The sequence below is a fragment of the Streptomyces beihaiensis genome, from assembly GCF_026274175.1.
Taxonomy (GTDB): Bacteria; Actinomycetota; Actinomycetes; order Streptomycetales; family Streptomycetaceae; genus Streptomyces; species Streptomyces beihaiensis.
On the sequence record NZ_JAPHNL010000244.1, the window covers coordinates 1 to 12,310 of the forward strand.

13 protein-coding genes and 1 pseudogene are annotated in these 12,310 nt (G+C 71.6%); 7 read left to right on the plus strand and 7 right to left on the minus strand.

The window, feature by feature from the left end; genetic code table 11:
• The 3 genes and pseudogenes from OFY01_RS18945 to OFY01_RS18955 form a co-directional block, all read right to left on the minus strand.
• A pseudogene (locus OFY01_RS18945) lies at positions 1-353 on the minus strand (TrmH family RNA methyltransferase); the annotation flags it as partial.
• 10 nt (positions 354-363) lie between these two features.
• Positions 364-1,620, minus strand: coding sequence for an HTTM domain-containing protein (locus OFY01_RS18950; protein ID WP_266601444.1), 1,257 nt, complete (start codon positions 1,618-1,620; stop codon positions 364-366).
• Positions 1,617-2,453: a DUF5819 family protein gene (locus tag OFY01_RS18955; protein WP_266601446.1), complete on the minus strand. Its 837-nt coding sequence runs from the start codon at positions 2,451-2,453 to the stop codon at positions 1,617-1,619. The genes OFY01_RS18950 and OFY01_RS18955 overlap by 4 nt, the downstream gene beginning before the upstream one ends.
• 291 nt (positions 2,454-2,744) lie before the next feature.
• Between OFY01_RS18955 and paaA the strand changes: the two genes are divergently transcribed.
• The 6 genes from paaA (at position 2,745) to OFY01_RS18985 (ending at position 7,747) form a co-directional block, all read left to right on the plus strand.
• Entirely contained in the window at positions 2,745-3,782 is a 1,038-nt protein-coding gene (gene paaA / locus OFY01_RS18960; RefSeq protein ID WP_266601448.1) for a 1,2-phenylacetyl-CoA epoxidase subunit PaaA, read from the plus strand.
• A complete protein-coding gene (gene paaB / locus OFY01_RS18965) occupies positions 3,779-4,102 on the plus strand; it encodes a 1,2-phenylacetyl-CoA epoxidase subunit PaaB (protein ID WP_266601450.1) in 324 nt (107 codons plus the stop codon). Before paaA ends, paaB begins: the two co-directional genes overlap by 4 nt.
• Positions 4,099-4,830 (plus strand): 1,2-phenylacetyl-CoA epoxidase subunit PaaC, encoded by a 732-nt coding sequence (gene paaC, locus OFY01_RS18970; protein WP_266601452.1) that lies wholly within the window; start codon positions 4,099-4,101, stop codon positions 4,828-4,830. Before paaB ends, paaC begins: the two co-directional genes overlap by 4 nt.
• The gene (gene paaD / locus OFY01_RS18975) at positions 4,824-5,396 is read left to right on the plus strand and encodes a 1,2-phenylacetyl-CoA epoxidase subunit PaaD (protein ID WP_266601454.1); all 573 of its coding nucleotides are present in this window, start codon (positions 4,824-4,826) and stop codon (positions 5,394-5,396) included. The genes paaC and paaD overlap by 7 nt, the downstream gene beginning before the upstream one ends.
• On the plus strand, positions 5,393-6,472 hold the full coding sequence (paaE, locus tag OFY01_RS18980) for a 1,2-phenylacetyl-CoA epoxidase subunit PaaE (RefSeq protein ID WP_266601456.1): 1,080 nt from the start codon (positions 5,393-5,395) through the stop codon (positions 6,470-6,472). Before paaD ends, paaE begins: the two co-directional genes overlap by 4 nt.
• A 135-nt stretch (positions 6,473-6,607) precedes the next feature.
• Positions 6,608-7,747, plus strand: a complete 1,140-nt coding sequence (locus OFY01_RS18985) for an acyl-CoA dehydrogenase family protein (protein ID WP_266601458.1) — start codon at positions 6,608-6,610, stop codon at positions 7,745-7,747.
• 60 nt (positions 7,748-7,807) lie between these two features.
• Here OFY01_RS18985 and OFY01_RS18990 read toward each other — a convergent pair whose 3' ends face one another.
• The 4 genes from OFY01_RS18990 to OFY01_RS19005 form a co-directional block, all read right to left on the minus strand.
• Positions 7,808-8,155 carry a rhodanese-like domain-containing protein gene (locus tag OFY01_RS18990; protein ID WP_266601460.1) on the minus strand — a complete coding sequence of 116 codons (348 nt, stop codon included), beginning with the start codon at positions 8,153-8,155 and terminating at the stop codon, positions 7,808-7,810.
• A 92-nt stretch (positions 8,156-8,247) separates the two neighbouring features.
• Positions 8,248-9,090 carry a hypothetical protein gene (locus OFY01_RS18995; RefSeq protein ID WP_266601535.1) on the minus strand — a complete coding sequence of 281 codons (843 nt, stop codon included), beginning with the start codon at positions 9,088-9,090 and terminating at the stop codon, positions 8,248-8,250.
• Positions 9,091-9,393: 303 nt separating this feature from the next.
• Positions 9,394-10,830: a DUF2252 domain-containing protein gene (locus tag OFY01_RS19000; RefSeq protein ID WP_407700378.1), complete on the minus strand. Its 1,437-nt coding sequence runs from the start codon at positions 10,828-10,830 to the stop codon at positions 9,394-9,396.
• Between the two features lie 203 nt (positions 10,831-11,033).
• On the minus strand, positions 11,034-11,429 hold the full coding sequence (locus OFY01_RS19005; RefSeq protein ID WP_266601537.1) for a winged helix-turn-helix transcriptional regulator: 396 nt from the start codon (positions 11,427-11,429) through the stop codon (positions 11,034-11,036).
• Between the two features lie 152 nt (positions 11,430-11,581).
• Between OFY01_RS19005 and OFY01_RS19010 the strand changes: the two genes are divergently transcribed.
• Positions 11,582-12,235: an FMN-dependent NADH-azoreductase gene (locus tag OFY01_RS19010; RefSeq protein ID WP_266601464.1), complete on the plus strand. Its 654-nt coding sequence runs from the start codon at positions 11,582-11,584 to the stop codon at positions 12,233-12,235.
• The last annotated feature ends 75 nt before the right edge of the window (positions 12,236-12,310 follow it).

Consider the following 12,310-nt stretch of genomic DNA (forward strand, 5'->3'; position numbering starts at 1 on the left):
ATCTCCTGGCGCAGCACCGAGGAGTCGGCGGGCCGCCCGGCGAGCGCGGCGACGCCCGTGGGGTGCAGCCGCGGCACGAGCGCCCGCAGCACTTCCCCCGGCACCTCGACGAGAAGCGCGTCCAGCTCCCGTACGACGTCAGGGGCGAGCTCTCCCGCCAGAGCGAGCGTGGCCGCCCGGTCGACGGCGAGCGCCACCGGGACGTCGGCGCCGAAACGTACGGCGTGCTTGAGCGCGTGGAACCCGTCGAGCAGCACGGCCGTGTCGGCCAGTCGCCGCCAGGCCCGCACCGCCTCGTCGGGGCCCTGCCCGCGCATGCCGTCCGCGCCGCCCGCCGTACTCGTCACGCTCATGGCGGGAAGCCTACGGGCGTGCCGGGGGCGGCTGCGCCACCGGCGGTCCGGCGGGGTCCGGCTCGGGACGCCGGGCGGGCAGCTCCACACCGTTCTCGCTGCCCGCGCGGGAGAACGGGCGGCCACAAGCGCGCCCCACCCAGCCGCCGACCCGCCGCAGGAACGACGTCGGCAGGAAGACGGCATCCGTGGTGATCATCGCGAGCGAGAAGAACGGCAGGCCGAGCGTGACGGCGATGACGGCGTGCTCGGTCATCATGAACACCAGCAGCACGTTCTTCAGGCGCCGGTTGAAGACCGTGAACGGGAAGGCGACCTGTACGGCCACCGTCACGTAGGTCACGATCAGCACCATCAGCCCGAACCTGGTCATCAGGTCGCCCAGGGCGGGCCAGGGCGAGAAGTAGTCCAGGTGCAGCGGGTAGTAGACGGCGGTACCGTCCTGCCAGCGCGTGCCCTGGATCTTGTACCAGCCGGCCGTCGCGTAGACCAGGCACGCCTCCACCATGATCACCGACAGGGCGGCGTTGTGCGCGGTGTTGGTGACGACGTCGCACAGCAGGCGCAGGTCGCGGGACCCGCGGCGCTGGGCGTACCACCACAGCCCGCAGCCGAGCCAGACCGACCAGAGCACCAGCGGCACGACCGGCGGGTCAAGCAGGAAGCGCCAGGTGAAGTCGGACTGGCCCGTCACCGTGAGGAAGACCAGTGCCGCTCCGAGGACGCTCCACAGCACCGGCCCCACCCGGTCGTCGGCGACCGTCTCCTCGTCCGTCCGTCCGGCGGCACGCGCGCGTGCCGCGCGGCGCGCGTCGAGCGACCAGACCTGTCCGCAGCGTGTGAAGACGAGGTAGATGGACATGAGGTGAAGGACGTTGTCGCCGCCGTCGCCCACGAAGACGCTGCGGTTCTGCAGCGACAGCACACCGACCATGAACAGCACCGCCATGGCACGGGTGCGCCAGCCCAGCATCAGCAGCGCCGAGACGAGCACGGCCGCGGCATAGACGGTCTCGAACCACGCCTGGCCGTCCGACCACATCAGCGTGGTGAACGCGTGGTTGTCCGCGATCAGCTGCCGGGCGAGGTCCCAGCTCCACGGCGCGTCGGGACCGTACAGCTCCTGCCGGTGCGGGAACTCGCGCAGCAGGAACAGCAGCCAGGTCGCGGAGAACCCGATCCTGATCACCGCGCTCTGGTACGGGCCGAGCGCGGACGCCGTGATCTTCTGGAGGCCGGCCCGCGCCCTCACCTCGACCCCGCTCATCGGACACCGCCCTTCGCCGACGGGCTGTCGTCGGCGCCCGCGCGCACGCTGCTGCCGCTGTCCAGCGGTGCGTCGTGCTTGGTCACGGGCCACCAGGGCGCCTGCCGGTAGACCGGCTTCTGGCTCACCTTCTCGTCACTCCACTTCGGCGGAGCGATGGTGGTCGCCCGGGACCGCACCTGGACGCGCTCGACGACATCGCCCTTCGCGCCGACGTCGAGCCGGTCGAGGCGCAGCACGATGATGCGGCGCAGGTACTGCTCGGACAGGTCGCCGCGCAGCCCGGTGGACCTGTTCTTGGCGTCGTGCGTGGAGACGAAGATGTCCCAGGCGCGGCGCAGCTCGTTCTGCTGGGTGTGGCTCGGCACCGGGTTGTGGTGGATGGCGGCGCCGTCCTGTGCCGACAGGTCGTACCAGCCCGTCGTGCGCAGCGAGCCGTCGGGGGCGCGCAGCTCGGCACGGGCCTGCACGGCGATGTTCTGCTGGAGCGGGTTGGGTGCGAACAGCTTCCAGTTCTGTTCGAACTCCGGGTAGATCCATTCGTCGACCAGGTCGCCGTGCCGCTTGGTCAGGGTGTTCGGCGGCGCGACGTACAGGAACACCATCAGGACGTGCACGCAGGCGACGACGGCGACCGCCGCCAGGGCGAGGGCCGCGGTCAGCTGGTAGCCGGGCGAGAGCCCGGCGATGCCGAGACGTCCGGAAGGCCGGGCGGCCGTGTCGTCCAGCGCGGTGTCGGCGGCAGGCTGCGTCTGCTCGTCGGCCGGTGCGGACGGCGCACGGTCCGCCGAGGGCCGGGCGGCCTCGCCCGCGGCCCCTGTCTCCGTCTCCATCAGTACTCCCTGGTCCCCGTCCCGTCGGACTGTCGGCCCGCCGGTCATTCGCTCGTCCGCCCGCCCCGGCGAACCGATTCCTCGGGGTCCGGCGCATGCGACGCACCGGCACGGTACTGGGGAGCGGCCGCCGAGCACAGCCGCCCGAGGTTATCCACAGGCCCGGATGCTCAGGGTTGACACCTTACGGCCACCGACCGACCATTGAATCCGACGAACCGAACGATCGGTCGGGAGCGATGGGCGCCCCGTCCTGCTTCGGGCACGCACGAGGGTCGAGGGGGACAGGCCATGGCGACATCAGCTCCGCGGCATCCAGCCGCACCACGGACGACCGACGACGGCACCGGCGGCGACAGCAGCGACGCCGAGGCCCGCAGCGCCGCGTTCCAGGCCGCGTTCGACGCCGCGGTGGCGGCGGACGAACGCATCGAACCCCGCGACTGGATGCCCGACGCCTACCGCGCCACGCTGGTGCGTCAGATCGCGCAGCACGCGCACTCCGAGATCATCGGCATGCAGCCGGAGGCCAACTGGATCACGCGCGCCCCCTCCCTGCGACGCAAGGCGATCCTGATGGCCAAGGTGCAGGACGAGGCAGGACACGGGCTGTACCTCTACAGCGCGGCGGAAACCCTCGGCGTCGGCCGTGACGAACTGCTCGACAAGCTGCACAGTGGCCGCCAGAAGTACTCCTCGATCTTCAACTACCCGACACTGACCTGGGCCGACGTCGGAGCGATCGGCTGGCTCGTGGACGGCGCGGCCATCACCAACCAGGTCCCCCTGTGCCGCTGCTCCTACGGGCCTTACGCACGCGCGATGGTCCGCGTCTGCAAGGAGGAGTCCTTCCACCAGCGCCAGGGCTACGAGCTGCTGCTCGCGCTCAGCCGGGGCACCGAGGCCCAGCACGCCATGGCCCAGGACGCGGTGGACCGCTGGTGGTGGCCGTCCCTGATGATGTTCGGCCCGCCCGACACGGAGTCCGCGCACTCGGCCCAGTCCATGGCATGGAAGATCAAGCGCCACTCCAACGACGAGCTGCGCCAGCGCTTCGTCGACATCTGCGTCCCGCAGGCCGAGTCCCTCGGGCTGACTCTCCCCGACCCGGAGCTGCGCTGGAACGAGGAGCGCGGGCACCACGACTTCGGCGCGATCGACTGGACGGAGTTCCAGGAGGTCCTCAAGGGCCGCGGCCCGTGCAACGAGCAGCGCATCACCCAGCGCAGACGCGCCCACGACGAGGGCGCATGGGTGCGCGAGGCCGCCGCGGCCCACGCGGCCAAGCACTCCTCCCCGGCAGCGACGCGTGAAGGCAGGGCGGCATGAGCGAGACCCCGGCACAGAACCGAGACACGGGTGCGGACAGCACCGACTGGCCCCTGTGGGAGGTCTTCGTGCGCTCCCGCCGCGGCCTGTCCCACACCCACGCGGGCAGCCTGCACGCACCGGACGCCGAACTGGCCCTGCGCAACGCGCGGGATGTGTACACGCGGCGCGGCGAGGGCGTCTCGCTCTGGGTGGTGCCCTCCGCCGCGATCACCGCCTCGTCACCGGACGAGAAGGACCCGTTCTTCGAACCCGCCGCCGACAAGCCCTACCGGCACCCGACGTTCTACGAGATCCCGGAAGGGGTGAAGCACCTGTGACGCAGACCGACCGGCAGACGCAGACCACGGCCGCCGCCCTCGCCCTCGGCGACGACGCACTGGTGCTCTCGCACCGCCTGGGGGAGTGGATCGGCCACGCCCCGGTCCTCGAAGAGGAAGTGGCCCTGGCCAACATCGCCCTCGACCTGCTCGGCCAGGCCCGCGTACTGCTGAGCCTGGTGGGAGACGAGGACGAACTGGCCTACCTGCGCGAGGAGCGCTCCTTCCGCAATCTGCACCTCGTCGAACAGCCCAACGGCGACTTCGCCCACACCATCGCCCGCCAGCTCTGCTTCTCCGCCTACCAGCATCTTCTGTACGAGCGGCTGGCCCACGCCGACACCGTCTTCACGCCGCTGGCCACCAAGGCCGTCAAGGAGATCGCCTACCACCTCGACCACGCGCGCCAGTGGACCCTCCGTCTCGGCGACGGCACGGACGAGAGCCACACACGGATGCAGAACGCCGTGGACGCCCTGTGGCGCTTCACGGGCGAGATGTTCCAGCCGCTGCCCGGACTCACCATCGACTGGCAGGACCTGCGGGACAGCTGGACCAAGACCGTCACCGGCGTCCTGGGCGAGGCGACCCTGACGGTCCCCACCGGACCGCAGACGGGCGCCTGGAGCGCGGGAGCCGGGCGCCAGGGGCTGCACACCGAACCCTTCGGCCGGATGCTCGCCGAGATGCAGCACCTGCACCGCAGCCACCCGGGGGCGTCATGGTGACCACGGACCGCACCACCCGCACCACCGCTGAAGCACAGTCCGCTCAGACGCCGCTCGAGGCCGAGCTGCGCAGGCTGGCCGGCTCCGTGCCCGACCCCGAACTGCCCGCGCTCAACCTGACGGAACTGGGCGTGCTGCGCGCCGTGCACACACTCGGCCCCGGCCGCGTCGAGGTCGAACTCAGCCCCACCTACACGGGGTGTCCCGCGATCGAGACCATGGCAGCGGACATAGAACAGATCCTTCACGAACACGGCGTCCCCGACGTCACGGTCCGCCCGGTCCTCGACCCGGCATGGACGACCGACGACATCACCCCCGAAGGGCGGCGCAAACTGCGGGAGTTCGGCATAGCCCCACCCCGCACGACACACGAACCCACCGGACCGGTCCCGGTCACCCTGGGCCCCACCCGGCACGCCCCTCAGCTGCCCCCGGTGGCCTGCCCGCACTGCGGCTCGACCGAGACCGAACTGCTCAGCCGCTTCTCCTCCACGGCGTGCAAGGCGCTGCGCCGCTGCCTGTCCTGCCGTGAACCGTTCGACCACTTCAAGGAGTTGAGATGACCCAAGAGGCGGGAGCGGCCCGCTTCCACCGGCTGCCGGTCACCGCGGTCGACCGGCTCACCGACGACTCCGTGGCGCTCACGTTCGCCGTCCCCGACGAACTGCGCGAGTCCTACCGCTACGCACCGGGCCAGCATCTCGCCCTGCGCCGCACCGTGGACGGCACGGAGATCCGGCGCACCTACTCGATCTGCTCCCCCGCCCCCGCCGACGAGGCCCCCCGCACGCTGCGGGTGGGCGTGCGTCAGGTCGACGGAGGCGCCTTCTCGACCTACGCCCACAAGGAGATCTCCGTCGGCGACGAGCTGGAGGTGATGACCCCGGCCGGAGGGTTCACCCTCGCCCCGGCCCCCGGCCGCTACGCCGCGGTCGTAGGCGGCAGCGGCATCACCCCGGTCCTGTGCATCGCCTCGACACTGCTCGCACGCGTGCCGGACGCTGAGTTCTGCCTGATACGCAGCGACCGCACCACCGCCTCGACGATGTTCCTGGAGGAGGTCGCCGACCTGAAGGACCGCTACCCCGACCGGTTCCAGCTGGTGACCGTGCTCTCCCGCGAGGAACAGCAGGCGGGAATCGCCGGCGGGCGGCTCGACGAGGAACGGCTCACGGCGCTGCTGCCCGCGCTGCTTCCGGTGGACCGGGTCGCGGGGTGGTTCCTGTGCGGACCTCTCGGGCTCGTCCAGGGCGCCGAGCGGGCCCTGCGCGGCCTCGGGGTGCGGCGGGACCGTGTCCACGAGGAGATCTTCCACGTGGACGACGGACCGGCCCCGGCCCGGACAGCCGTGACGACTCCCGCGCACAGCAAGGTGACCGCACAACTCGACGGACGCTCGGGCAGCTGGCCGGTACAGGACGGCGAATCCCTGCTCGAGACCGTGCTGCGCAACCGGCCCGACGCGCCGTACGCCTGCAAGGGCGGCGTGTGCGGAACCTGCCGCGCGTTCCTCGTCTCGGGCAAGGTGCGGATGGACCGGAACTTCGCGCTGGAACCCGAGGAGACCGAGGCGGGATACGTCCTGGCCTGTCAGTCGCACCCGACCACGGAGGAGGTGGAGCTGGACTTCGACCGCTGAGCCAAGGCTTCGACCGCCCGGCCGGGTTTCGATCGTGGTCCGACGTCGGCTGCCTGTTCCCTTCTCCTAGAACCTGTTCTATCTTGACGCTCCGTCAGGCGAGGACCGCCATGGTGAGAACGGAAGGACAGGCCCGTGGACTTCAGCTTCTCCGAGGAACAGCAGGCCGCCGCCGAAGCGGCGAAGGCGGTCTTCGGGCCGGTCGCGCCCGACGGCGTGCCCAGCCCCGCGCTCACCACCGGCGCCGTGGCAGACGACTTCGACCGTCGGCTGTGGGCCAAGGCCGCCGACGCCGACCTGCTGAGCCTGCTGATCGGGCCGGAGCACGGCGGGGCCGGGCTCGACGCCATCGCTCTGTGTCTGGTGCTGCGCGAGTCGGCGAAGGTACTGGCGCGCGTACCGCTGCTCGAACACAGCGCGGCCGCGGCGACCGTGGGGGCCCACGGCGGTGAGGAACTGCGCCGCGAGGTCCTTCCCCGGGCGGGGCGCGGCGACCTCACCCTGACCGTCGCGTCCGCGGGCCGCACCGGTCACGACCCGGCCGAACTCGCCGTGACCGCACACCGCGAGACCGGGTGGGTGCTGGACGGGATGCACACGGCGGTGCCGTGGGCGTGGGGCGCCGACCGGATCGTCGTACCCGCCCACACCGCCGAAGGCGCCACAGTGCTCGCGGTGGTGCCCGGACCGGCCGAGGAACTGCCGGGACTCACGTTCGCGGAACAGGTCTCGACGAACGGCGAACGCCTCGCCGAGCTACGCCTCGACGGCGTGCACATCGACGCGTCGCACGTCATCGAGGACAACGGCGCCTGGCCCGCGCTGCGCGCACTGCTCACCATCGGAACCTGCGCGCTCGCGCTCGGTCTCGGGGAGAGCGTGTTGAAGATGACGAGCGACTACGCGGGCAAGCGCGAACAGTTCGGGCATCCGATCGCCACGTTCCAGGCCGTCGCCATGCAGGCCGCCGACCGCTACATCGACCTGCGCGCGATGGAGGCCACACTGTGGCAGGCCGCGTGGCGGCTGAGCAGCGGGGCGGAGGGCGCGTTGCCGGCCACGGGGGACGTGGCGGTCGCGAAGATCTGGGCGTCGGACGGCGTGCGCCGCATCGTGCAGACCGCCCAGCACCTGCACGGCGGCTTCGGCGCCGACACGGACTACCCGCTGCACCGCTTCCACGCCTGGGCCAAGCACCTGGAGCTCGCGCTCGGCCCCGCCGCGGCCCACGAGGAAGCCCTCGGCGACCTCATCGCGGCCCACCCGCTCGGGTAACCGCGCGGCCGATCGGCGACCGCACGGCCGAACGGTCCGGAGCCCGGACCAACGCCCCGCTCAGACCACCGAGCCCCGGCCGCCCGTGGCATCGACGACGGGCCGGCCGGCCGCCTCCCATGCCTGCATGCCGCCGTCGACGTTGACCGCGTCTACGCCCTGCTGCGCCAGGTACATGGTCACCTGGGCGGAGCGCCCACCGGAGCGGCAGATCACGTTGACGCGACCGTCCTGCGGCGCCGCCTCCGTCAGCTCGCCGAAGCGGGCGACGAACTCGCTCATCGGGATGTGCAGCGCGGCCGCCGCGTGACCGGCCTGCCATTCGTCGTTCTCACGCACGTCGAGGAGGAAGTCCCCCTCCTTGAGCTCGTCAACACCGACCGTGGGGACACCAGAACCGAAAACCATGGCTCCGACGCTACCGGAACCGCGTCCGGCCCTGCGCCGCCTCCCTCCGTACGGCTACTGCTACTGCTACTGCTGCTGCTCAGGAGCGCGCATCACGAGTCCTGAGCCGTCGACGTCAGCCGCGCCAGTTCGGTTTCCTGCTCGGCGACCTGGGCGAGCAGCTTCTCGGCGATCTCGTCGAGCAGGGCGTCCGGGTCGTCCGGCGCCATCCGGAGCATGGATCCGATCGCACTCTCCTCCAGCTCCCGCGCGATCGCCGTGAGCATCTCCTTGCGCTGGGCCAGCCACTCGAGCCGTGCGTAGAGCTCCTCGCTGGGTGACGGCTGCCGCTCCGGCGGCACCGGTCCTGCGGCCCACTCGTCGGCCAGCTCCCGCAGCAACGCCTCGTCGCCACGCGCGTACGCCGCGTTCACCCGCGCGATGAACTCGTCACGGCGGGCCCGCTCGTCCTCGTCCTGAGCCAGGTCGGGGTGAGCCTTCCGGGCCAGCTCGCGGTAGAGCTTGCGGGCCCCCTCGCCGGGGCGCACCCGCGGCGGCGGCTGCACCGGCTGATCGGTGAGCATCGCGGCGGCCTCCGGGAACAGTCCGTCCCCGTCCATCCAGCCGTGGAACAGCTCCTCGACGCCCGGCATCGGCAGCACCCGCGCCCGCGCCTCGTCGGCCCTGCGCCGGTCCTCCGGATCGCCGGTGCGGTCCGCCGTCGCCTCCGCGATCAGCGCCTCCAGCTCGTCCAGCCGGGCGTACATCGGGCCGAGTTTCTGGTGGTGCAGCCGGGAGAAGTTCTCCACCTCCACCCGGAAGGTCTCCACCGCGATCTCGTACTCGATGAGCGCCTGCTCGGCAGCGCGCACCGCCCGCTCGAGCCGCTCCTCAGGCCGTTCCTGAGGCCGTTCCTGAGGCTGCTCGTGCGGCTGCTCGTGCGGCTGCCCTGCCACATCGGTCTCCGGGGTCGTCACCTGTCCAGCCTAGGGCCTGTCCCGGCGGACACGCGCCGGGCCGTTCCCGCCCGGCGGATCGACAGCGCCCCGCACGCCCACCGACCGCGCCTCGGGCCCCGCCCCCCGCCCCGCCCCGCCGGACACGTCACCGCCTCACACCCGAGCCCCCTCGCACTCCGCTCCCCTCCACACCCCCGTCTCCCTCACACCCGGGTCTCCTCCACGCCCCCGTCTCCTCGCACTCCGCTCTCCTCCACGCCCCCGTCTCCCTCACACCCCGGTCTCCTCCACACTCGCGCCTCACACCCCGGTCTCCGCCGCCACCCTCCCCTCGCGCACGGCACGGACCAGTTCCGCGTGGTCGGCCTCGGTGCGGTCCGCGTAGGTGACCGCGAAGGCGGCCACCGCCTCGTCCAGTTCCTCGTTCTTGCCGCAGTACCCGGCGACGAGCCGGGGGTCGGCGCTGTGGGCGTGTGCGCGGGCGAGCAGCGCGCCCGTCATCCGGGCATAGTCGTCCACCTGGTCGGCGGCGAGGGCGGCCGGGTCGACGCTGCCCTTGCGGTTCCTGAACTGCCGCACCTGGAACGGGCGCCCGCCCACCGTGGTCCAGCCGAGCAGGATGTCGCTGACCACCTGCATCCGCTTCTGTCCGAGGACCACGCGCCGTCCCTCGTGCTCGACCGGGTCCACCGCGAACCCGGCCGCCGCCAGATGCGGCAGGAGGACCGAGGGGCGCGCCTCCTTCACTTGCAGCACCAGCGGCTCACCTCGGTGGTCGAGGAGCAGCACCACGTACGAGCGGGTGCCCACGCTGCCGGTGCCGACTATGCGGAACGCCACATCGTGGATCGCATACCGGCCGAGCAGCGGCAGCCGGTCCGGGGGCAGCGTGTCCAGGTACGGGCCGAGGGCCGCCGCGACCGCCGCGGCCTCCTCGTCGGGCACGGAGCGCAGCACCGGTGGCGCGTCCACGAACCGCCGCCCGCCGCCCGCCACGCCCACCGTGGACTTGGCGGCGAACCGCCCGCTCGTGTTCTTCCTGGCCTTCTCCGACACCCGCTGCAACGTGCCGAGCAGGTCGTGCGCGTCGGCGTGCGAGACGAGTTCCTCGTCCGCGATGGCGTTCCACGCGTCCAGTGTCGGGAGCTTCGCCAGCACTCGCATGGTGCGCCGGTAGGCACCCACGGCGTCGAACGCGGCCGCCCGGCAGGTGTCCTCGTCGGCCCCGGCCTCACGCCCCGCGAGCACCAGCGAGGTGGCGAGGCGTTTGACGTCCCACTCCCAGGGGCCGTACGCCGTCTCGTCGAAGTCGTTGAGATCGATGACGAGGCCGCCGCGCGCGTCGCCGTACAGGCCGAAGTTGGCGGCGTGGGCGTCGCCACACAGCTGGGCGGCGATGCCGGTGACCGGGGTGTGCACCAGGTCATGCGCCATCAGGCCCGCGGAGCCGCGCAGGAAGGCGAAGGGGGTCGCCGCCATCCGCCCGACGCGTATCGGTGTCAGCTCGTCGAGCCTGCCGCGGTTGGACTCCTCGACGGCCGTCAGGGCGTCGGGACGCCCGGCCCGCACCGCGAACACCGAGTGCGCACCCCGCGGCACCCGCTGGCGCAGCGCTTTGCCCGTCGCTTTCGGCGATCGCCCGGCCTCCGCCACGTCTGCGTCGCTCCCCGGCCACCGCGCGAACCCGGCCACCCGAGGCAACCGCCTCGGTCCTGCGCCACGCCCCGCGTCATTCAGCCCACCACACCCGCTCGGCTTGCACTGCCCACTCGCTTCGACCACTCGGAACGCCTCCCCGTCGTATGTCGGCACGACCGTATCGCTCACGGGAATGACGCAGTCAGAGCCTGTGGACAAGCACCCCCCTGTGGGCAACCAGGCCACCCACCCGAGCGAACACCGACGACACCGACGACACCGACAGCACCGACAAGCGACAGCTACTTACGGAACTCTTCCGGGCACTTCCCGCCCTCAGCCCCGAGGTACTTCGCCGCCCAGGCGCCCAGCTCCTTCAGCGACGGCTCCAGCGCGGCGCCGGCTGCCGAGAGGCGGTAGGAGACCCGCAGCGGCGGACCCTCGTCGACCTCGCGCACGACGAGTCCCGCGGCACCGAGTTCGGTGAGGCGGTCGGAGAGCATGCGTTCGCTGATGCCGGGGATGGCCCGGCGCAGCCGCGTGAAGTGAACGGGTCCCGACATCAGCGCGGCCACGATCAGCCCCGTCCATCGCTTGCCGAAGAGTCCGAAGACGCGCGTCATCCCGATGTCGACCCGCGCACACGACTCCACGTCATGACCGGGTGCGGCCCCCTTGCCCGTCCCACCGGCGCTCATGAGCTCCTCGGCTGCTTCGGCTTCTTCCCCGTGACCCACCATGCCCCCAGACTACTGCGCTCTCGTACGTAGATGAAGAAAAGTAAGCGACTGTGCTATTACTAGTTAAGTACTCAACTACCGCTACTGCTGATCCTCACAGGAGCTACATCATGGCCACCCTGCTGCACATCGACTCGTCGGTCTTCCCCTCCACCGCCTCCGCCTCGCGCTCCGTCACCGACGCCTTCCGCACGGCCTGGCAGGAGCAGCACCCGGAAGGCACGGTCGTCTACCGCGACCTGTCCGTGAACCCGGTCCCCCACATCACCGCCGACGCCCACCTCGCCGGCTTCTCCGACCCTGCCACGCACACGCCGGAGCAGGCCGCCGCGTTCGCCGAGCGCATGAAGCTCATCCAGGAACTGGAGCAGGCGGACGCCGTGCTGATCGGCGCCCCGATGTACAACTTCTCGATCCCGTCGACGCTGAAGGCGTGGCTGGACAACGTGATCCTCATGGGCCGCACCGCGGGCGTGGAGAACCCCTCCGCCAAGGGCACCCCGGTCACCGTCGTCGCCAGTCGCGGCGGCTCGTACGCCCCTGGCACCCCGCGCGAGGGCATGGAGTACGTGCAGAACTACCTGGCGGCGACGCTGCGCGATGCCCTCGGCATGGACCTCGACTTCATCGTTCCCGAGCTGACCATGGCTCCGCAGAACCCGGCAATGTCCGAGCTGATCCCGCTCTTCGAGGCGTCCCGCGACAAGGCCCACCAGGAAGCCCAGGAGAAGGCCAAGGCGCTCGCCGCCCGTCTCGTCGCCTGAGACGGCGCGGCCCGGCACGGCCAAGCACGGCCCGGCACGGCAAGGCCAAGCACGGCCCGGCGCAGCACGGCCAGG

What these genes read in the sequence shown, in the direction of transcription:
- OFY01_RS18950 (WP_266601444.1), bottom strand. Translation starts at nt 1,620, where the DNA reads ATGAGCGGGGTCGAGGTGAGGGCGCGGGCCGGCCTCCAGAAGATCACG.
- OFY01_RS18955 (WP_266601446.1), bottom strand. Translation starts at nt 2,453, where the DNA reads ATGGAGACGGAGACAGGGGCCGCGGGCGAGGCCGCCCGGCCCTCGGCG.
- paaA (WP_266601448.1), top strand. Translation starts at nt 2,745, where the DNA reads ATGGCGACATCAGCTCCGCGGCATCCAGCCGCACCACGGACGACCGAC.
- paaB (WP_266601450.1), top strand. Translation starts at nt 3,779, where the DNA reads ATGAGCGAGACCCCGGCACAGAACCGAGACACGGGTGCGGACAGCACC.
- paaD (WP_266601454.1), top strand. Translation starts at nt 4,824, where the DNA reads ATGGTGACCACGGACCGCACCACCCGCACCACCGCTGAAGCACAGTCC.
- paaE (WP_266601456.1), top strand. Translation starts at nt 5,393, where the DNA reads ATGACCCAAGAGGCGGGAGCGGCCCGCTTCCACCGGCTGCCGGTCACC.
- OFY01_RS18990 (WP_266601460.1), bottom strand. Translation starts at nt 8,155, where the DNA reads ATGGTTTTCGGTTCTGGTGTCCCCACGGTCGGTGTTGACGAGCTCAAG.
- OFY01_RS19005 (WP_266601537.1), bottom strand. Translation starts at nt 11,429, where the DNA reads ATGAGCGCCGGTGGGACGGGCAAGGGGGCCGCACCCGGTCATGACGTG.
- OFY01_RS19010 (WP_266601464.1), top strand. Translation starts at nt 11,582, where the DNA reads ATGGCCACCCTGCTGCACATCGACTCGTCGGTCTTCCCCTCCACCGCC.